Genomic DNA, 19,141 nt, shown 5'->3' on the forward strand with positions numbered 1-19,141 from the left:
CTCGACAATCGAGGCGCGATCTACCCTAGGACTATTTCAGGAGGATCGACGCGCGGCGAGAATGAGGTTGCCATGGTCATCGCGGGAAAGGTCGAGATTGAACGTCGCCGCTAGCATCCGGGCGAAGCCGGGCGCATCTGTTGCGGCGAAGGCGCCTGTAAACCGCAGTGCACCGATGGCAGGGTCGGCGAGAACGATCTTTGTAGAATTATAGCGGTTCGCGGCAGCGACGACCTCGCTAAGCTGCGCGTCCTCGAACGACAACATGCCGGTGGGCCAGCGCGTTTCGCTGGCGGGGAGCGCGATCGGCGCACCCGCCGGTGTGCGCTGTTCCAACACCAGCCGCTGGCCTGGCGCAAGCAGCCGTCCCTTCCCAGATGCAGCCTCTCTTACTTCCACGGAACCTCGCAGCAGCGAGACCGTCATGCGCTGTCCCTGCACATCGACGTCGAAGATCGTACCATGCGCGATGACCATGCCATTCCCAGCCATGACGACGAACGGACGCGTTGCGTCGTGCGCGACGTCGAAGCGGGCGCGCCCGCGTGCAAGCGTCAATCTCCGTTCACCGGCGGAATAGGCGATCCCGAGCTTACTGTCGGTGTCGAGCGTTACGCGGGAGCCGTCCGACAGGGTAATGGTGCGGATTTCGCCGAGCTGGCTGACGATCTGCGCTGGGTCGAGCCGGGTGGACCCGAACAGGCCAAGCTGGTGCAGGCCCATCCCTGAGAAAATCACGAGAACGAGTGTCGCGACGGTAGCAAGCGCAAGTTTCGACGTGGGGCGGGTCTGCCGTGGCGTCGATAACCGCCCCCGTGCCTCGCCAGCGGGCGTATGCGCCGCGATGGCCATGCGATCCCAATTGTCGAGAACATCGTCATAGATGTCCGCGTGCCGTGCGTCAGCCGCGTACCAAGCCTCGAACGCCGAATGATCGTCGTCTTCCGAAGATGATTGAAGTTGGGTGAGCCAGGCAATAGCCTCATCGCGCACGACATCATCCGTCCGGGCTTCCTTACCGGCATCGGACATCAACGGGACCTCAGCACGCGGTCGAGATGGGCGATCGCCTTTGTCATGTGCCACTCGACGCCTTTTAGACTCAGTCCCGTCCGTTTGGCGATGTCGTTGTAGCTGAGACCGTCGACGCGGTGCGCCAGAAAGATGTCCCGGGTCTTTGGGCTCAGGCGCATCAAGGCGTTCTGGATCCGATTAAGCAGGTCGCGAGCCTCGAGCATCGCGATCATGTCCGGCCCAGCGAGCGATGTCTCCTCCACCGGAACCTGCCGGGCGAGCGATCGCTGCAAGGCCGACTTGGCGCGATTGCGGAGCAGGTTCGCTGCCGTTCGGCTCAAATAGGCTTCCGGCTGTTCGATCGACCTGCCGGGCGCTGCGTCCGCGCCTGCGAGGCGCGCGAAGCTCTCCTGCACAAGGTCATTCGCGTCCTGACAATCCGCCCGCCGCGCAAAGAAGCGGTGCAGCCTGGGGGCCTCGGTATGGTAGAGATCTTCGAGCGTCAGGACGGAGCCGGTTACGACGCGGTCTTCCGGTGGCAGAGGGTCACCTTCGGCGAGCCGCGACCTGGACAGGGCCTTCAAGGCGTCCGGGATCAGTCGCAAGGAAGCCTCGCCCCCCGGCGATCGCTGGCACGAAAAAACAGTCGTGGCTCATTACCCATGCCCGGCTCGCCCAGTCATTCGAGGCAAAGCCGGTGGAAGCCGGGTGTAGAGAACATGCTTGAGACATGCGCCGACGCCTTTAGCCGCAAGCGGCTTGGACATGCGCGTCGGCCACCCGGCAGTCTCGATGGCGGGTCAAACTTTCCCAAGCGAGGTTCTCAAGCCTCGGCGCCGCCCTCGCGGCGCGGCCCCAGACTAATGCGACGAACCGCAGACGCAATACCCTATTACAGAATTCTCGCCCTTCTCCAATGAAATGAAACACCGGACGCGCAGGCACTCAAACGACGATGCCGCACCTAGACTTTCGTATTTCAGCGTGCAGCACCGCTGCCTAAACTTGTTATCACACGATTTCGATAAAGTTGTACAGCAACCATCTTCTTTTCCGAATCATTAAAAACTACGACCTCTCACATATTCGATTTCAAAGCCAACTGAATAAATTGACTCCAAAAGGCGAACGTGCCCGCTTAGGTCGTAAACTCATAAACGGCTGACATGCAGGACGCCCTCAGCGCGGTTGCGACAACGCTAAGTGCATTAAGCTGAGTTCCACTGCTACGAAGGCACCGGCGAACCAAAGCCAAACGACCTCCATCCCGATCCAATTTTGAAGCAATCCCAAGGGCAAAAGCCCCAGGACAAGCACGGCTCGGAGCCAAAGCAGCGCCGATGACCCGGCCCGGCTACCAAAGAGCCCCCAATCTGAATCACGAAACTTCTTCGGCCGGCCGGGCCAAGGGTCATTGCCCTGCATCTCTCGATTTGCGGCATCGACACCCCGCCGGTAAGTCCGGCTGAACAGCATCCTTAAGAAAAGGAGGACAGCTGTCGCGCCGACGAAGATCGTGCTCGGCAGCAGAATGAAGCGCATGGGAGCGAACAGAATGCTGGCCACCGACGCGAGCCCCGCGAAGGCCGCGATCCAGAAGCAAACCGCTCTGAGTTGTCCATCTATCATCGGCACATTGTTAGCGAGCTTCCATCCTGCCCCAAATGCTGATTCAGCGTCGGCATGACGCCGATACGACCTGACTGACTTCGAGTGGCGCGTGATCGAGCCGCTGCTGCCGAACAAGCCGCTAGGCCTGCCGCGGATTGATGATCGCCGCGTGCTAAACGGCATCTTCCGGGTGCTGCGATCTGGCGCGCCTTGGTGTGACCTACCCGAGCGCTATGGGCCACGCACCACCTGCTACAACCGCTTCGTGCGATGGCGAAAAGCGGCCGGCGCCGATGCGACCGACGACCAGAATGTCGACCAGTTCATCCGCCGCCTCACCTTCAGCGTGCTGGTCGGCAATGGCGACATGCACTTCAAAAGCTGGTCGCTCATCCTCACCATCGCCATCAGCTTTCAGGGTGACCGCGAATCCTCAACGTCGTCAGCCACAGCGTAGCGCATCGCTGAAATAGGCCTTTGACATGATCCCGCTCGGCGGCTGACAAAACTTGCACCGTTACATACGGTATTCCGCATAAGACTATTTTATTCGTTTTTTCGTATCACCTTGTTAAATTCGAAAAACCGTATATACGCGTCGCATACGAAACATCGTATGAGAGCATATGCGCACTGTCATTCGATCGGCCAAAACCCTTGGTTCCGCGCTCCGAGAAGCGCGTCGCGCGGCAGGCCTGACGCAGCTGGAGCTCGGCCAGAAAACCAGCCTTCGACAAGCCACGATTTCGAGCCTTGAGAATGGCGAAGGCGGCACGCTCGACTCTCTCTTCAAGGTCGTGACCGAGCTCAAGCTCGAAATGCGCTTGGAAACGCGATCCACGTCCCCAGCTGATTTGGACGAGATCTTCTGATGGCCAAGCGCCGATCCTCGACGCTGTCCATCCTGCTCAATGGCCGTCTGCTCGGCTGGCTCAACCGGGCCGCCAATGGCGCAATCGACTTCCGCTATGCGCCAGACTGGCTCGCCTGGGAATTTGCAATACCCGTCTCGCTCTCGCTGCCGCTCAGTGACAAGCGCTATACGGGCGCGGCGGTATCGGCTGTGTTCGACAATCTGCTGCCGGACAATGACAGCATCCGCCGGCGGATCGCCGAGCGGATCGGCGCCGACGGGACCGACGCCTACAGCCTGCTGTCAATCGTCGGACGAGACTGTGTCGGTGCGCTTCAGTTCCTGGAAACCGGCAAAGAAGAAGCCCTGCCCAAGGCCGTCCAGGCCGAACCGGTAAGCGATGACGACATCGCACATATTCTGGCCAATCTGGCCGCCGCTCCGCTGGGACTGGAGCCCGACGATCCCTTTCGAATCTCGATCGCCGGCGCGCAGGAGAAGACCGCACTGCTTTGGTGGGAGGAGCGATGGCAAAAGCCGATCAGCACGACGCCGACCACCCACATCTTCAAGCCGCAGATCGGTCAACTGCCCAACGGCATCGACCTTTCAAACAGTGTCGAGAACGAGCATTTCTGCCTTACCCTGCTGGGCGAGCTCGGTCTTCCGGTCGCATCGACCCGGATGGCCGCATTTGGCGACCGCAAGGTTCTGATCGTCGAGCGCTTCGACCGGCAACACGGGCGGGGCGGGCGCTTGCTACGCCGTCCTCAGGAAGATGTCTGTCAGGCCCTCTCCGTTCCGCCTACCCGGAAATATGAGGATCATGGCGGGCCGGGCGTCCTACAGATCATGAAACTGCTCGCGGCAAGTGACACGCCCGACCGTGATCGCCGTAATTTCATGAAGGCGATGATCGCATTCTGGCTGATCGGCGCGACCGATGGGCACGCCAAAAATTTCAGCATCTTCCTGATGCCGGGCGGTCGCTTCACCACAACGCCGCTTTACGACGTGCTCTCGGTGGATCCTAGCTTGGCCGCGCAACAGATCAATCAGAAGCAGATGCGGCTCGCAATGGCGATTGGAGACAAGCGGCGCTACCGGATCACGGAGATCGCCCCCCGGCATTTCGTGCAAAGCGCGATCCGCGCCGAGTATGATGTACGCGAGATGATGGCGATCTTCGGTGAACTCCGCGGCGGAGGGGAAGCCGCATTGGAGCGTGCAGTGGCGGCGATGCCGACCAGCACTTCCGACGCCGTCACTGGCCCGATCGGCGATGCCTTCCGCTCGCGCCTACGAAAGATCGATCTTTTGTAAGCGGGCGTCATCCTGTGGATTACTTCGCCAGACGAGACCGGCGACGTCGATAGGTGTGACTGGGCCGACTGCGAGGGGTGAGCCGATAGCGTGCCCCTTTCTGCTCACCGGTCCACATGAAACCGCCACGCCGGACCAGAGCAGCGAGATCACGCGTCGCCGTTGCCGTCGAAGCGCCGGTGACGGCCTAGGACACGTTCAAAAAGTCGCCGTCCGAGCTCAAACGCGTTTGCGAACGAAGCTGTGTATGCTAGTGTGACTTCTGGCGAGGGTTCGTTGGAATTCCCGCTTTGAAACCAAGCCTTTGCGGAGCGATCAAGTCTCCTCTTCTGGGCACCATTTTCTCCCTGGGGAGAACGGCTCGATATTTCGGGTTGTCGGCAGCCGTTGCGGACTGGCTGCGCCGCTTGGTCGGTTCAGCCGTGAGCCTCTCCAGTGCTTCTCGCATTCTATAAAGCCAGCTGACCCACGCGGCACGGCTGAGCACGGGCCCAGCCGCGAGACGTGATCTCAGCCTATGGTGAGCGCACCCGTGAGGTCGCCAGGCGGCGGCCCGCCCGCGGCGACCATCGCGCGCTCGCGCTCGATCAGGCCCGGCAGGGTGGCGAGGCCGAACCGCCGGGTCAGGAAGCGGGCGATCGAGCCGGTATCGTAGGTCGTGTGGTCAACATGACCGCGCTTAGCGAAGGGCGACACGATCACGGCGGGGATGCGCGTACCCGGCCCCCAGCGATCCCCCTTGGGCGGCGCGACATGATCCCACCACCCGCCATTCTCGTCGAAGGTGATGACGACCAGCATCTTGTGCCATTGCGGGCTGCGGCGCAGCGCGTCGACGACGACGGCGATGTGCTGGTCGCCGGCCTCGACGTCCGAATAGCCGGCATGCATGTTGAGGTTGCCCTGCGGCTTGTAGAAGCTGACGGCGGGCAAGGTGCCCGCCGCCGCATCGGCGAGGAAATGGTTGGTGCGCGGCGTTTCACCCTCGCCCGCGTCGCGCAGATGCCGCGCCCGAGCCTCCGTGCCGGGCGCGAACTGTTGGAAATAGTTCAGCGGCTGGTGATGCGGCTGGAAGTTCGGACGACTGGGGAAGCTGCCGTCATTGGCGTGCCCGGCCAGCGCGGCGCTCCATCCTCCGGCATACCACGCCCAGGCCACGCCCTTCGCAGAGAGCAGATCGCCGATCGTCGCGTGGCGCTGCGGTACCATCGTCTTCGCATCGCTCCAGTCGGCATAGCCCGGCCGCTCGGGATCGAGCTGATAGGTCGGCGCATAGGGCGGCAGCATCGTGTTCACCGACCAGAAATCGGGCGTCAGCGAACTGGGCACGAAGTCGGGCGGTCCGTCCATGGCGCTCTTGGGTGAACCGGCCTTCAGCCTGAGCTGGATGCCCCTGGGATCCTCGCCCTCGACCTGCGCGATGCGGCCGCGCGCGGGGCTCTTGTCGGCATCGGGATAGAAAGGCGGACGGGCGGCGACGAGATATTGGTGGTTCAGGTAGGAGCCGCCGAACGCGCCCATGAAGAAGCGGTCGCACAGCGTGAACTCGCGGGCGATCTGCCACAGGCGAAGCTTGGCAGCGGTCTCGCCATAGCGGCCCATGACCAGCGCACCGCTGTCTCCCCAGGCGACGAAGCCGTCGTTACGCCCGCCGTTGATCTGCAACTGGTTATGATAGAAGGCATGGACCAAGTCGCGCGTCACCACGCCGTGGGGCAGCGGATCGCCTTCCGGCGTCGCCAGCGCGAAGGGCGCGTTGGCGATCGGCGGGAGATCGTCCGGCCCGATCTTGTAGCGGCGATGTTCCACGACCTGCTCGTCGGGAACCATGCCCTCCCAGATCTTCGGCAAAGTCTTCAGCACCGATCCGTCGCGATCCCGCTGGGCGGTGCGGTCGGGGGGCGCGGCAGAAAGCGGCTCGGCCAGTCCGGGGAAGCCGGCGAAAAGATTGTTGAAGCTGCGATTCTCGGCATAGATCACGACGACGGTTTCGATCTCCGTCAGCCCTGCCCGTCCCTGCCGGGCGGGATGTGCAGAGGCAGGGGCCGCCGCCAGCACGCCCGCCATGCCAACGGCGCCGAGCAGCGCCCGACGCTCCGGGTTGTCGACGCGCCCGCGCCCGGCGTCGGATGTCGGGTCTTCGTTGTGGTCGTCGCGCATGATCAGCCTCCAGTCGCGCCACGCGGCGGCGGCGCGCTTGGCTCGTGACAATATTTTGTTACGCTCGTTTGTCGATCGATCGCATCGGTCTGCATTCCAGCGCGCAGCCGCCACCAACGGTGCAGCGGAGCGCGCGATGCCGCCAATTGGCGAGATGGGCGCCGGCGAGAAACAGGCTGCCCGCAACGGTGAGCCCAGTTTCCACCAGTTCCTGCAGCGGGATCGCCACACCGGCCGTAAGCAACGCCAGGCCCAGGCCACCGACCATCATCGGCGCCGCCGCGCGATGTCGACGCCATCCGCCGACCAGCGCCAAGGCCCCCGTGGGAAGCGCGAGCGCCAGCACGATCCAGTGGAAGGCGTGGTGCTGCCCCAACCGCGCCGTCAGCGCCGGCAGCGCGGCTAGAAGCAGCGGCAGCGCGAGGCAGTGCAGCATGCAGAGAACCGACGCGCAGATGCCGATACTGTCCAGCCGATATGCCCACCGCCCCGCAACACGTCGTTCCTCAAGCACCGTCCGTACCTTCCCGCTGCGCCGGCCCTTGAGCTTCGGCATGACCGGATATAGAGATGATACAACATCTCATTAATACAAGGATCAGTGCGTGGTTTTCGACGATGCGCCGGGACGCGAGGCCGTGGCCAAACTGCCCATCAGGATGCCTTCGCACTGTTTGGCGGGGGGAAAGCAACGCTTCTCCACCCCTTCCGCACCCGCCGCCGCTGCGCGGGCCTCGCATGGGCATGAACTGGTACCGGCAGCCGATGGCCTGATCGGTTTTGCTCGCCAGCATACGCTCGCCTCCGCCGTCGCGTTGGAGCGGTGCCACCATGGGGTGCTGGATGCGATCGCCCGGCCGGAGGTGCATCTGGCCGTGTGGCGCAGGGCGCTGCCGAGCGATCTTGCCTGGCTGGCGTCGCTTGACTGGGGAAAAATCGACGACCTCCACCTCGAGACGACCATCGCAGCGGTAGATCGGGACGTGACGGAAGCGCTCGCGGACGCCGGCTATCCTGCCGACGCGCGCGGCGATGCGCTGCTCGACGAGATCGCGGGGCACGCCCGATGCGTCGCGGCGATCTTGAAACTGGACACGGTTTCTATCCGGCTGGAGGTGATCCAGACGGACGCCTGCCGGAAGTTCCATGCCGACTATGTTACCGCGCGGCTGCTTACCACGTTGGTCGGCTCCGGAACGCAGTGGATACATGGCGTCGAGGCGCCGGATACGCCGATCCGACAGATGCAGCCAGGCGATGTCGGCATCTTCAAGGGGAGGCTTGCCGCCGATCCCCCGGCAATCCTCCATCGGTCGCCGCCGATCGGCGCGAACGGGGAAACTCGGCTGTTGCTCGCGATCGACCCTGCGCCGGCACGAAGCAGCAACGAGTAGGGACAAGAAAAACAGGCCATCTTCCCCGGGGGTATCGCCCCCGGGGAAGGTTCTTGGCCGTTACAGGCGCAGCGAAACGCCTGCGACCAGCTGGCGGCCCAGCAGGTCATAGCCCATGATCGTGTTGCCGCGCAGCAGACCGATGCGGCTGCGGCTGTCCGGAACGATCGGCGGGTCGCGGTCGAACAGGTTGTTCGCCGCAAGGCGGAACGTCATGCGCTTGTTGATGTCGAAGGTCAGCGCAAGGTCGAACCAGTCATACGCCTTGATGCCCGGATAGGCATCACGCTTGTCGCCCTCCGGCAGCGCCGGAATGCCGGTGCTGGCCGGCGCATAGACCGTCATCGGCATGCCGCTGCGGTGACGCCAGTTCAGCGACACGCTGGCGACGCGACCCGGCGCCATCCAGGTGGTGCGGAACTGGTGCGCCCAGGTCGGCATGCTCTCGCCGCAACCGCTGCCGAAATAGCCGGTGCAGTCGCGCGGCGTGATGTCCGGTGCGCCCTGGCTGCCGACCAGCGTCATCAGCGTGCCGTTGAAGCTCATGTCGAGCGAACCGACATTGCCCAGGCCGACATTGTACTGACCCTGGAAATCCCAGCCATGCGACTTGGACTTGTAGCCGTTGGTCGAGCCACGCGAAACCCAGCCGGTCGCCGGGCTCGTTGCCGGCGAGCTGGACAGCGTGCCGTCGGCGTTACGCTTGATGCCACGGCAATAATAGTCGTTGCCCGTGGTGAGGCAGCCGTTGAGCCAGTCGAGCGGGTTGAAGAACTCGAGCTGGTCCTCCAAGTCGATCAGCCAGCGATCGACCGACACGGTCAGGCCCGGCACGAAGCGCGGCTGCAGCACGACGCCGAAGGTCTTGGTATAGGCCGTTTCCGGACGTAGCGCGAAGCCGCCTTCACGAACGGTGCAGGCATCGTTCGGGCAGATCAGCGTCTGGCTGTTGTACAGGTTGGTCGGCAGGCCGGTGCGTGCGCACTGCTGCGGCGTCCAGGTCGGCGCGACACGCGGACCGTTCGGGTTCGACCCGTTGATCTGCGGGGCGCAGGGATCCGCGTAGAAACCCTGGTTCCAGAAGATGTTGGAGGCATTAGCTGCCGCACCCACGCCCGGTGCCGCCTGCGACTTGTTGTACGAGGCGCGGAACGTGATGTCCTTGACCGGCGACCAGATGCCTTCGATCTTCCAGGTGCCGAACTTGCTTTCCAGGCGGTTATACTTGGACAGGCGGTAGCCGCCGTTCAGCTGCAGCAGGTTGGTCCAGGACTGGTGCTCGACCAGCGGCGCCTGGATTTCAACGTTGCCTTCCAGGATGTTCTGGGTGGCGCGAACGTTATCGCCGCTGCTGTTGTTCTCGCGGAAGATGTCGTTGTAGTCGGTACGATCCATCTCGTCGCGATATTCGGCACCCAGCGCGATCGCGACGCCCTGCTCGGCGAGCGGCGAGGTGATGCCATACTTGCCGAGATCGCCGCTCACCGTGCCGATGAACTGCAACAGGCGCGGAATACGCTTGGCGATGCCGCCGGTCGCGCCCCCGAACAGATAGTTGTTCAGCGCCGAATCATTGTTGAACGGCCGGAAAGCGTTGAACGGCACGCAGGAAGGATCGGTGCCGTTGACCACCGAACGACAGGTCGGGCGGCCGTTGACGTTCACCACATCCAGCGAGCGGTTGATATTGGCGAAGCGTGCGAACGGCACGTCGATCGTGTCGAGCTGCGCGCGCGACAGCATGCCGGCCACGTCATAGGACCAGTTGTTGTCGAGCACACGTCCGCGAACACCGGCGGTGACGCGATAGCCCGCGTTGATGAACTCCTGACGGACGAGCGGCTGCGAATCAAAGCGATAGCGCACGTCGATCGGGGCGAACTGTCCTGCCACCCCGGCATTGGCACCGCACAGCGTCTGTGCCTGCGAGGAGGAAAGGAACGGGTTATCGCAGTTCACCTGGAACGGCGCAGTGCCATAGGAAGCGAAGTTGAAGTTGCGGTTCAGCTGGGTGTTGTACGACTTGTCGCGGTACCACAGCACGTTGCTGTACAGCTCGATATGATCGCTAAGCTGCGCGGTCAGGAAGCCGCCGGCGTTCACGCGGTGGAACGGCCGCTGGAACGCCCAATCGTCATAGGGATTGGCCGAGCTGCCGGCGGGACCGCTGTTGATCGGGATGAAGGTGCCGTCGCCGTTGGGATTATTGACGAACACCGTACCCTTGTTCGGGCCGGCCTGCGGGATGATCGTGCCCGCGGGGGTGAAGCTCGCGCGCGAACAGCCAAGCGGCGAGGTGCGGCTGCTGGTCACGACTTCGCAAACCGCATTCGAGCGGTCGCGCAGGCGGACCAGGCTCGACTGGCGATAGTCGGCAAAGGCCGAGATGTTGACCTTGCCGTCGAACAGGTTGGTGCCCGCGGCGATGCTGACGTCGGCGCGGCCGCCGTCGTTCTTCAGGCCCAGTGGCGCGTTGAAACCGGCGCGTGCGGCGGCATCGGTAACCGCGCTGCTGCGGTTGTTGTGGTTGAAGAAGCTGTAATTGCCGTCGATGCGGATGCCGGTGAAGTTCTTCTTCAGCACGAAGTTGACCACGCCCGCGACCGCGTCCGAACCGTAGACCGACGAGGCACCGCCGGTCAGCACGTCGATGCGCTCGACCAGTGCGTTCGGGATGATGCCGACATCGACCGAGTTGGGCAGGCCGATGCGCAGACCGTCGATCAGCATCAGCGTGCGCTCATAGCCCAGACTGCGCAGCTTGATGCGCTGGCGGCCTTCGGAGTCGCTGAAATTCTGCTCGGAGTTGACCTGCACCTGCGGGAGGCGGTTGGTCACTTCCTCGATCGTGGTTGCGCCCTGCGCGGCGATCTCGGCGGCGGTGGTGGTGACGATCGGCGCGGCGGAACGGTTATTGAGCCGGACGATACGCGTACCAGTGACGACGATGGCGCCGCCCGAAGCATCCTGCGGCGTTTCATCGGCCAGCTTGGCCGACGCGACCGGATCCCCGATCGAGACCGGCGGATTCTCGCTGGTCTGTGCGGCGGCGGGCACCGCCATCAGCGCGGCCACGCAACAGCTGCTGGCCCAAACTCCCCTTAGCATCATGAACAAATCCCCTCTTTTTAACCGGCATCCGGGGAATCCGGTTCGTCAGCAGGATTGCCGCGCTCCGGGGAAGCATGGCTGGCGCGTGATGGCCGTGATCAATCCCGACGAACCTTTCCGGACTTGGTTGTCCGAAGGTGTCATTCTGGTTTCATACAGGCAACAGACAGGTTGCAGAAAAACGCAATTTGATTGCGATATTTTGCAGGGCGTTGCCGAAAGGTAACAATCCGGTCCTAATGCAATCGTTTCGTGGGAAGCGCTGGCACTCCCCACATGATGCATTCAGGCTGGCCCATGTCCGAAGGAAGGCGGCCGATCCGCCTTCGCCGTCCCGAAATTTGACGGTTTCGCGCCCATGGTGAAGACCAGTTCGCCGCCGCGTGCCAGATCGGCATGCCCGATCCAGTTGCGGGTCCAGGGTTTGCCGTTCCAGGTAACCGATTGGACATATGGGCGATCCGCAGCATTGCCGACCGCGCGGATCCGCAGGGTCCGCCCGCCGCCCAGCTGCATCTCCGCGCGATCGAACAGCGGCGAGCCGAACACATAGACGCCGCTCACCGGATCGACCGGATAGAAGCCGAGCGCGCTGAGGATGAACCAGGCACTGGTCTGGCCGCAGTCGTCGTTGCCGATCACGCCGTCCGGATCGGCCTTGTACATCTCGTTGCACAGACGGCGGACCATCGCCTGGGTCTTCCACGGCGCCCCGGCATAGGCATAGAGATAGGCGACGTGCTGGTTGGGCTCGTTGCCATGCGCATATTGCCCGACCAGGCCGGAGATGTCCGGCGGCGCGTTCTTGGGCAGCGTCGAGGGCGCGGTGAACAGCGCATCGAGCTTGGCCTCGAACTTCTGGTCGCCACCGAACAGCGCGATCAGGCCGTAGACGTCGTGTTGGTTGAGGAAGGTGGCCTGCCAGCCATTGGCCTCGGTATAGTCGCGCTGCTTGTCGGGGTTGTGGCCGAGCTGGATCGGATCATAGTCCTTCCACCAGCTGCCATCGGCGAAGCGCGGCCGGGCAAAGCCGATCTCGGTGCTGATCACGTTGCGATAGTTCTGCGCACGCTTGCGCAGCGCCGCCGCGTCGTCATGCGCGCCGGCCGCTTCGGCGAGCACCGCCATCGCCCAGTCGTCATAGGCATATTCCTGGGTGCGGCTGACCGATTCCCAGATCTTGTCGGCGGGCACATAGCCGAGATCGTAATAGAAGCCGCGGCCGAGCGTGCTGTCGATATCGGGGAAGGTCCGGTCGAAGGCGCGCGCGCGGATCTTCGGCCAGGCGGCGGCATAGTCGGCCTGGATGCCCTTGTTGCGCGCTTCCGCCAGCACCGACACGGCGTGCCAGCCGATCATGCACGCGGTCTCGACGCCCTGGAGCGGCCAGACCGGCGGGCCATAGGGGCTCTGCTGCGTCTGGCGGACGAGGTCTTGGGTGAAGCGCGTCGCCATGTCCGGGCGGATCAGCGTGAGCAGCGGGTGCAGCGCGCGATACGTGTCCCACAGCGAATAGGTGCTGTAGGCGGGCGCGTCGGCCGGCGCCTGGTGGACCTGCCGGTCGAGCCCGACATAGCGGCCGTCGCGATCGGTGAAGAGCGTCGGTGACAGCGAGGCATGATAGAGCGCGCTCGCCATGATCGTGCGGTGCTCGGGCGTGCCGCCCTCGACGCGGATGCTGCCCAGCTCGCGCGCCCAGGTCCGCGCCGCCGCCGCGCGGGTGGCGTCGAACGCCCAGCCTGGGGCCTCGGCCGCCAGCGCCGCCTTGGCGCCCGCGACATCGACCGCCGAGATGCCGGTCTTGATCTCGATCGGCTTGGCGCCCGCATCGTCGAAGAAGAAGGCGACCTTCAGCCGCTTGCCAGTGACGCTGGTCGCACCCGCCGGTGCGGGCGCGTCGTCATCGCCGAAGAACTGCACGCGGCTAGGCTTGCGCGACAGGCGCAGCGCGAAGTGGATGTGCCGCCCCTTGGCCCAGCGATTGACCTTGCGGCTGCCGGTGAGCAACCCGTCCGGCGAGAGCGCGAGCGACGCGTCCTCGACCAATGTGCCCTTGTCCCAGCTGTCGATGATCGCATGGGCGAAATCGATCAGGATATGCCCCTCGCCCGCCGGGAAGGTGTAGCGATGCTGGCCGGTGCGCTCGGTAACGGTCAGCTCGGCGAGCACGCCCGATTCCAGCCGGACGCGGTAATAGCCGGGTTCGGCATGCTCGTCCGAATAACGCTGGCGATAGCTGCCCTCGGGCTTTTCCAGCGTACCCGGCGTAAGCTTGAGCGGCCCGCGGCTAGGCACCACCAGCACGTCGAGCATGTCGCCGATGCCGGTGCCGGACAGGTGGGTGTGCGAGAAGCCCATGATCGTGGCATCGTCCTTGTGGTAGCCCGAACAGGCATCCCAGCGGCTGTTGTCGGTATCCGGCCCCAGCTGGACCATGCCGAAGGGCAGTGCTGGTCCGGGGAAGGTATGGCCATGCCCGCCGGTGCCGATGAACAGATCGGGCCGAGCGGCCTCGAAAGCGGCGGACCAGGCGGTGCGCGGCAGCGCGGCGGCAATGGCGGCGGTGCCGCTGCCCAGCAGGAGTTGGCGGCGTGTGGCGATGGTCATCGTCATCGGCTCCGAATGAGAAGTGTAGTGGTGTGGGATTAAATGTGCCTAGCGCCGTCATCCCGACGAAAGTCGGGATCCATTGCCCTCAGCGTTCCGGCTCCTGCCGCAGCGGAGAGGCGACTGGATCCCGGCTTTCGCCGGGATGACGTGCTTTGAGGGGCGGGCACAACCGAGCCAGGCATCGCGATCAGTAGGTGCGGGCGAGCAGCGCGGGGCGGCGGCGCTCGAGATCGAGGATCAGGTCGCCGAACAGCCCGTTGGTCCAGGCGAACCAGGCGCGGGTGAACTTGGCGGGGTCATCCTTGTTGAAGCTCTCGTGCATGAAGCCGGTGCCGCCATGGGTGGTCTTCAGCCAGGCGAGGCACTGGGCGATCACGGCATCGTCGTCGCTGTTGAGCGCATGGGTGATGATCGCCATCGGCCAGATCATGTCGAGCCCGATATGCGGGCCGCCGATGCCCTTCGCGGCCTTGCCCTCGAAATAATAGGGATTGCGGTCGCTCCAGGCGAGGTCGGCGGTGCGGCGGAACAGCGGATCCTCGCGGCGCGCGGCGTCGATCAGTGCAAGGCCCGAGAGGCTGGGGACGTTGGCGTCGTCCATGAAGATCCAGTTGCCGAAGCCGTCGATCTCATAGGCCCAGACCTTGCCGCCCTTGCCGTCGGGCACCAGCGCATGGTCGTGCAGCGCCTTCTCGACCTCGTCGGCGAGCGCCTCGGCGTCCTTGGCCGCCGCCTCGTCGCCGCGCGTCTCGCGGTGCAGCTGCGCGACCTTGCGCAGCGCCGACACGGCGAACAGGTTAGACGGGATCAGGAACGGATAGACGCAGGCATCGTCCGAGGGGCGGAACATCGAGTGGATCAGCCCGATCTTGCGCGTCGGTGCGCCATAGCCGCCCATCGGCACGCTGTCGGTCGGCGCGACCGCCTGGCGCTGGAAGTGGTACGGCCCCGGCCCCTGCTTGCGCTGCTGCACCCGGAAGGTGGCGACCGCCAGCTTGGCAGCCTGCGACCAGAGATCGTCGAACGGCGTCTTGTCGCGCGTGTGCGTCCAATAGGCATGCGCGATCCGCATCGTGTAGCAGAGCGAATCGATCTCCCATTTCCGCTCGGCGACGCCGGGCTTCATGTCGGTGACGTCGACCTGCGACCATTCGAGGCTCGACTTGGCCTTGGGGTCCTTCTCGAACGCATTGGCATAGGGATCGACCAGGACGCAGCGCGCCTGGCGCTGGATCAGCCCGACGAACAGCCGGCGCAGCGCGGGATCCTGTCCGGCGAGATGGACATAGGTCTGCGCCTGGGCCGAGCTGTCGCGCAGCCACATCGCATTGATGTCGCCGGTGATGATGAACGTGTCCGGCTTGCCGTCGAGCGTGCCGATCTCCACCGTGGTGTCGAGCGTGTTCGGGTAGCAATTCTCGAACAGCCAGGCGAGTTCGGGATCGGCGATGCGCGCCTTCACCCGCGCGATTTCCGCCTCCACCGCCTTGCTGACGAAGCGGCGCTTGGCCGCCGGCGGGCGCTTGCTGACAAAGCCGGGGGCGGCGCGGGCGGCACCCGGCAATGCGGCGGCGGCACCCAGCGCGGCGGCACCGGCCATCAGCGAACGTCGATCGAACTGCATCTTGTTCTCCCCCGCGCTCACTTGGGCGCGCTCATCGAGAAGGGCGCATCGGCCTTGCGCGCACCCCAGGCCTTGTTCGGCGTCGGCCCCATCACGAAGCGCAGCGTGCCGCCCGCCTGCAGCGCCTCGCGCGACAGCCACGGCTTGTTGTACGCGCGGCCGTTCAGCGTGGCGGACTGGATGTAGACATTCTCGGCGCTGTTGTTCGCCGCCTCGATCGTCAGCACCTTGCCGCCCGGCATGGTGAGCCGGACGCTGCGGAACAGCGGGCTGCCCACCGCATATTGCCCCGCCGTAGGCGTCACCGGATAGAAGCCGAGCGCCGAGAAGACGTACCAGGCCGAGGTCTGGCCGTTATCCTCGTCGCCCGGATAGCCGTCCGGCGTCGCGGCATAGAGCTTGCGCATCACGTCGCGGACATGGGCCTGCGTCTTCCACGGCGCGCCGGCCCAGTCGTAGAGATAGATCATGTGCTGGATCGGCTGGTTGCCATGGGCGTACTGCCCCATGTCGACGATCTGCATCTCGCGGATCTCGTGGATCACCTGGCCGTAATAGCTGTCGTCGAAGATCGGGGCGGTGGCGAACACCGAGTCCAGCCGGTCGACGAACTTGGCGTCGCCGCCCATCAGGTCGATCAGGCCCTGCACGTCCTGCATCACCGACCAGCTGTAATGCAGCGCATTGCCCTCGGTGAAGGCATCGCCCCATTTGTACGGATTGAACGGCGTCTCCCACGACCCATCCTTGTTGCGGCCGCGCATCCAGCCGCTCGCGGGATCGTAGAGCTTACGGAAATTCTGCGCGCGCTCGGCGTAGAGGCGGGCATCGTCCTTCTTGCCCAGCGCCGCGGCGAGGCGCGACAGCGAGAAGTCGGCGGTGGCATATTCGAGCGTGCGCGCGGCATTCTCGTTGATACCGACATCATAGGGCACATAGCCGAGCTGGTTATAGTACTCGACGCCCTCGCGCCCGACCGCGCCGACGACATTGCCGTTCTTGTCCTTGGGGCGGCCCTGGCTGGTCGTCGCGTTCTTGACCATCGCCTCGTAGAGGGGTTCGATATCGAAGCCGCGCACGCCGTTGAGGTACGCATCGGCGATCAGGTTCGCCGAGTTGGAGCCGATCATCACGTCGCGATAGCCCGGGCTCGCCCATTCGGGCAGCCAGCCGCCTTCCTTGTAGGTGTTGACCAGCCCCTGCATGATCTCGGCATCGCGCTCGCGGTACATCAGCGCGAACCAGGGGAAGACCGCCCGCCACGTGTCCCAGAAGCCGTTGTCGGTGTACATGGGACCCGGATGCACCTGCCCGTCATAGGGGCTGTAATGGACTTGGCGGCCTTGCGCATCGATCTCGTAGAACATGCGCGGGAATTGCAGCATGCGGTAGAGCGCCGAATAGAAGGTGCGGCGGTTGTCGAGATTGGGATCGGTCACGCGGACGCGGCCGAGCTCCTTCTCCCACGCCGCCTTGGCCTTGGCCTTGGTCTGCTCGAAGCCGTCGCCGCCGATCTCGCTGGCGAGGTTCCGCTCGGCCTGTTCGGGGCTGATGAAGGACGAGGCGACCTTGACGTGCACCTGCTCGCCCGCGCGGGTGGCGAAGCTCACCACCGCGCCGACATGGTTGCCCTCGCGCTGCGCGGCTGCGGTCAGCTGCCAGTTATCGTCCCAGCTGCGCGTGACCGCAAAGTCATGGTCGAACTCGGCGACGAAATAGTTGCGGAAATTGCCCGGCACGCCGCCATGGTTGTTGCGCACCCAGCCGCTGATCCGCCGCCGCGCGCGATCGATGGTGACGCTCGACCCGCCGGCGAACGCGTCGAGCACGATGTGCGCGTCATCGGCCTTGGGGAAGGTGAAGCGGAACTGCGCGGCGCGGGCGGTGGGCGCCACTTCCGCCGTCACGTCGTAGTCGGCGAGGTAGACGCGGTAGCTGTACGGGTGACTCTCCTCGGCCTTGTGGCTGTACCAGGAGGCGCGCTCTGCCTCGCGGATTCGCACCGGGCCGGTCTCCGCCATCAGCGAGAAGGCGGCATAGTCGTTCATCCACGGGCTGGGCTGGTGGGTCTGCTTGATGCCGTTGATCTTGTTGTCATGGTACATATAGCCCCAGCCGCTGCCGGGCTTGCCGGTCACCGGGGTCCAGAAGTTCATGCCCCAGGGCACGGCCACCGCAGGATAGGTGTTGCCGTAGGACAGCTCGTAGGTGGAATCGGTGCCCATCAGCGGGTTCACCAGATCGACCAGCGCCTCGTTGCGATCGGATTGCTGCGCGGTGGCGGGCAGCGTGGCGACGCCGGCGAGGAGCGCGAAGGCGGCGGCGCGGAGCCGCTTGGCGGAGAAAAGGGGCACGAGGGTTCCTTTGGCTGGGCGCGTCGTCAATTGTGGCGGGTACGGTGGAGCGGCTCGGGCGCCACGCCGTCGTTGGTAAGCGTGACCGGCTGGATGGTGCCGTCCGGGTTGAAGGTCATGCGATCGATCGCGAGTTCGCGATGCTCGCCCTGCTGGTCGGCGAGCGGACGGCGGTGATAGGCGATGTACCAGCGATCGGTGCCGGGCACGTTGACCACCGAATGGTGCCCCGCCCCGCGCGCGATCCTAGGGTCTTCCTGCAGGATCGTGCCGCGCGGCGTGAACGGGCCCGTCGGGCTGGGCCCGGTCGCATAGGCGACGCGATAGTCGGATCCCGTCCATTCGCCTTCGGACCACATCAGATAATAGACCCCCTTGCGCTTGATGACGAAGGAGCCCTCGACATAGCCCGGCGGCGTGATCTCCTTCCAGGTCGAACCATCGGGATAGGGCAGCACGCGGCGCAGGTCCTTGCTCAGCCGCACCACGTTGCAGTGCCGCCAGCCGCCATAATAGAGATAGACCTGCCCGTCGGTATCGCGGAACACGAAGGGGTCGATCGGCTGCGCGCCATTGTGGAATCCGCCGATCAACGGCTTGCCGAGCGCGTCGCGGAAGGGGCCGCCGGGCTTGTCGCTGACCGCGAGGCCGATGCCGCCGTGTTCCTTGTCGCTCTGGATGTCGTTGGCCGAGAAGAACATGTAGTAGCGCCCCTGCGCCTCGATCACCGAGGGCGCCCAGATCGCATAGGCCGCCCAGGAAATCCGCGTCACATCGAGGACGTGGGGGTGCTTGGTCCAGTGGACGAGATCGGGCGAGGAGAAGGCGTTGAAGAAGGTCTGATAGGCATAGGACGGCCGCACCGTCTTACGCTGTCTGGCCTGTTGCTGTGCGGAGGTGAAGCGCCGGGTGCGATCGGGCATGCCGTCATCGGCGGAATAGGTGGGGTAGATCCAATATTGCCCGCCAAACACCCGGATCTCGGGATCGGCATACCAGCCGCGGACGATCGGATTGGACGCGGAGGCGGCAAGCGGCGCCATCAACACCAACAGGGCAAGCGCCCGGCGGAGCTTCGATCGCATGT

At 64.6% G+C, this 19,141-nt stretch carries 14 protein-coding genes; 4 read left to right on the plus strand and 10 right to left on the minus strand.

Annotated features, from left to right (window positions below; all coding sequences use genetic code 11):
• Positions 1-36 precede the first annotated feature (36 nt).
• The 3 genes from A7X12_RS06325 to A7X12_RS06335 all read right to left on the minus strand — a co-directional run bounded on the left by A7X12_RS06325 (position 37) and on the right by A7X12_RS06335 (position 2,580).
• Entirely contained in the window at positions 37-1,032 is a 996-nt protein-coding gene (locus tag A7X12_RS06325; RefSeq protein WP_064310808.1) for a FecR family protein, read from the minus strand.
• Positions 1,032-1,619 (minus strand): RNA polymerase sigma factor, encoded by a 588-nt coding sequence (locus A7X12_RS06330; RefSeq protein ID WP_064310809.1) that lies wholly within the window; start codon positions 1,617-1,619, stop codon positions 1,032-1,034. The genes A7X12_RS06325 and A7X12_RS06330 overlap by 1 nt, the downstream gene beginning before the upstream one ends.
• 574 nt (positions 1,620-2,193) lie before the next feature.
• Positions 2,194-2,580, minus strand: coding sequence for a hypothetical protein (locus A7X12_RS06335; protein WP_157105510.1), 387 nt, complete (start codon positions 2,578-2,580; stop codon positions 2,194-2,196).
• Between the two features lie 133 nt (positions 2,581-2,713).
• On the opposite strand from A7X12_RS06335, the gene A7X12_RS25895 reads away from it, so the two are divergent.
• The 3 genes from A7X12_RS25895 (at position 2,714) to A7X12_RS06350 (ending at position 4,801) form a co-directional block, all read left to right on the plus strand.
• Entirely contained in the window at positions 2,714-3,082 is a 369-nt protein-coding gene (locus A7X12_RS25895) for a transposase (protein WP_198161938.1), read from the plus strand.
• 169 nt (positions 3,083-3,251) lie between these two features.
• On the plus strand, positions 3,252-3,497 hold the full coding sequence (locus tag A7X12_RS06345; protein WP_064310811.1) for a helix-turn-helix domain-containing protein: 246 nt from the start codon (positions 3,252-3,254) through the stop codon (positions 3,495-3,497).
• Positions 3,497-4,801, plus strand: coding sequence for a type II toxin-antitoxin system HipA family toxin (locus A7X12_RS06350; protein ID WP_064310812.1), 1,305 nt, complete (start codon positions 3,497-3,499; stop codon positions 4,799-4,801). The genes A7X12_RS06345 and A7X12_RS06350 overlap by 1 nt, the downstream gene beginning before the upstream one ends.
• A 510-nt stretch (positions 4,802-5,311) precedes the next feature.
• On the opposite strand, the gene acpA is transcribed toward A7X12_RS06350, so the two are convergent.
• Together acpA and A7X12_RS06360 are read right to left on the minus strand one after the other, a co-directional pair.
• Positions 5,312-6,961, minus strand: coding sequence for an acid phosphatase (gene acpA, locus A7X12_RS06355; RefSeq protein ID WP_064310893.1), 1,650 nt, complete (start codon positions 6,959-6,961; stop codon positions 5,312-5,314).
• A 58-nt stretch (positions 6,962-7,019) separates the two neighbouring features.
• The gene (locus A7X12_RS06360; protein ID WP_064310813.1) at positions 7,020-7,517 is read right to left on the minus strand and encodes a MerC domain-containing protein; all 498 of its coding nucleotides are present in this window, start codon (positions 7,515-7,517) and stop codon (positions 7,020-7,022) included.
• A 49-nt stretch (positions 7,518-7,566) separates the two neighbouring features.
• Here A7X12_RS06360 and A7X12_RS06365 point away from each other — a divergent pair, with 49 nt between their 5' ends.
• The gene (locus A7X12_RS06365; RefSeq protein ID WP_232318382.1) at positions 7,567-8,355 is read left to right on the plus strand and encodes a DUF1826 domain-containing protein; all 789 of its coding nucleotides are present in this window, start codon (positions 7,567-7,569) and stop codon (positions 8,353-8,355) included.
• A 60-nt stretch (positions 8,356-8,415) separates the two neighbouring features.
• Here A7X12_RS06365 and A7X12_RS06370 read toward each other — a convergent pair whose 3' ends face one another.
• The 5 genes from A7X12_RS06370 to A7X12_RS06390 all read right to left on the minus strand — a co-directional run bounded on the left by A7X12_RS06370 (position 8,416) and on the right by A7X12_RS06390 (position 19,139).
• Positions 8,416-11,430 (minus strand): TonB-dependent receptor domain-containing protein, encoded by a 3,015-nt coding sequence (locus tag A7X12_RS06370; protein ID WP_232318383.1) that lies wholly within the window; start codon positions 11,428-11,430, stop codon positions 8,416-8,418.
• 321 nt (positions 11,431-11,751) lie between these two features.
• Positions 11,752-14,073, minus strand: a complete 2,322-nt coding sequence (locus tag A7X12_RS06375) for a GH92 family glycosyl hydrolase (protein WP_064310896.1) — start codon at positions 14,071-14,073, stop codon at positions 11,752-11,754.
• Between the two features lie 190 nt (positions 14,074-14,263).
• Complete coding sequence (locus tag A7X12_RS06380; protein WP_064310897.1) at positions 14,264-15,700, minus strand: glycoside hydrolase family 125 protein; 1,437 nt, start codon at positions 15,698-15,700, stop codon at positions 14,264-14,266.
• Positions 15,701-15,717: 17 nt separating this feature from the next.
• A complete protein-coding gene (locus tag A7X12_RS06385) occupies positions 15,718-18,054 on the minus strand; it encodes a GH92 family glycosyl hydrolase (protein WP_064310814.1) in 2,337 nt (778 codons plus the stop codon).
• A gap of 26 nt (positions 18,055-18,080) precedes the next feature.
• Complete coding sequence (locus tag A7X12_RS06390) at positions 18,081-19,139, minus strand: glycoside hydrolase family 43 protein (RefSeq protein ID WP_064310815.1); 1,059 nt, start codon at positions 19,137-19,139, stop codon at positions 18,081-18,083.
• Positions 19,140-19,141: the final 2 nt, after the last annotated feature.

Origin of the sequence: Sphingomonas sp. TDK1 (assembly GCF_001650735.1) — a bacterium.
In the GTDB taxonomy this organism is placed as follows: domain Bacteria; phylum Pseudomonadota; class Alphaproteobacteria; order Sphingomonadales; family Sphingomonadaceae; genus Sphingomonas.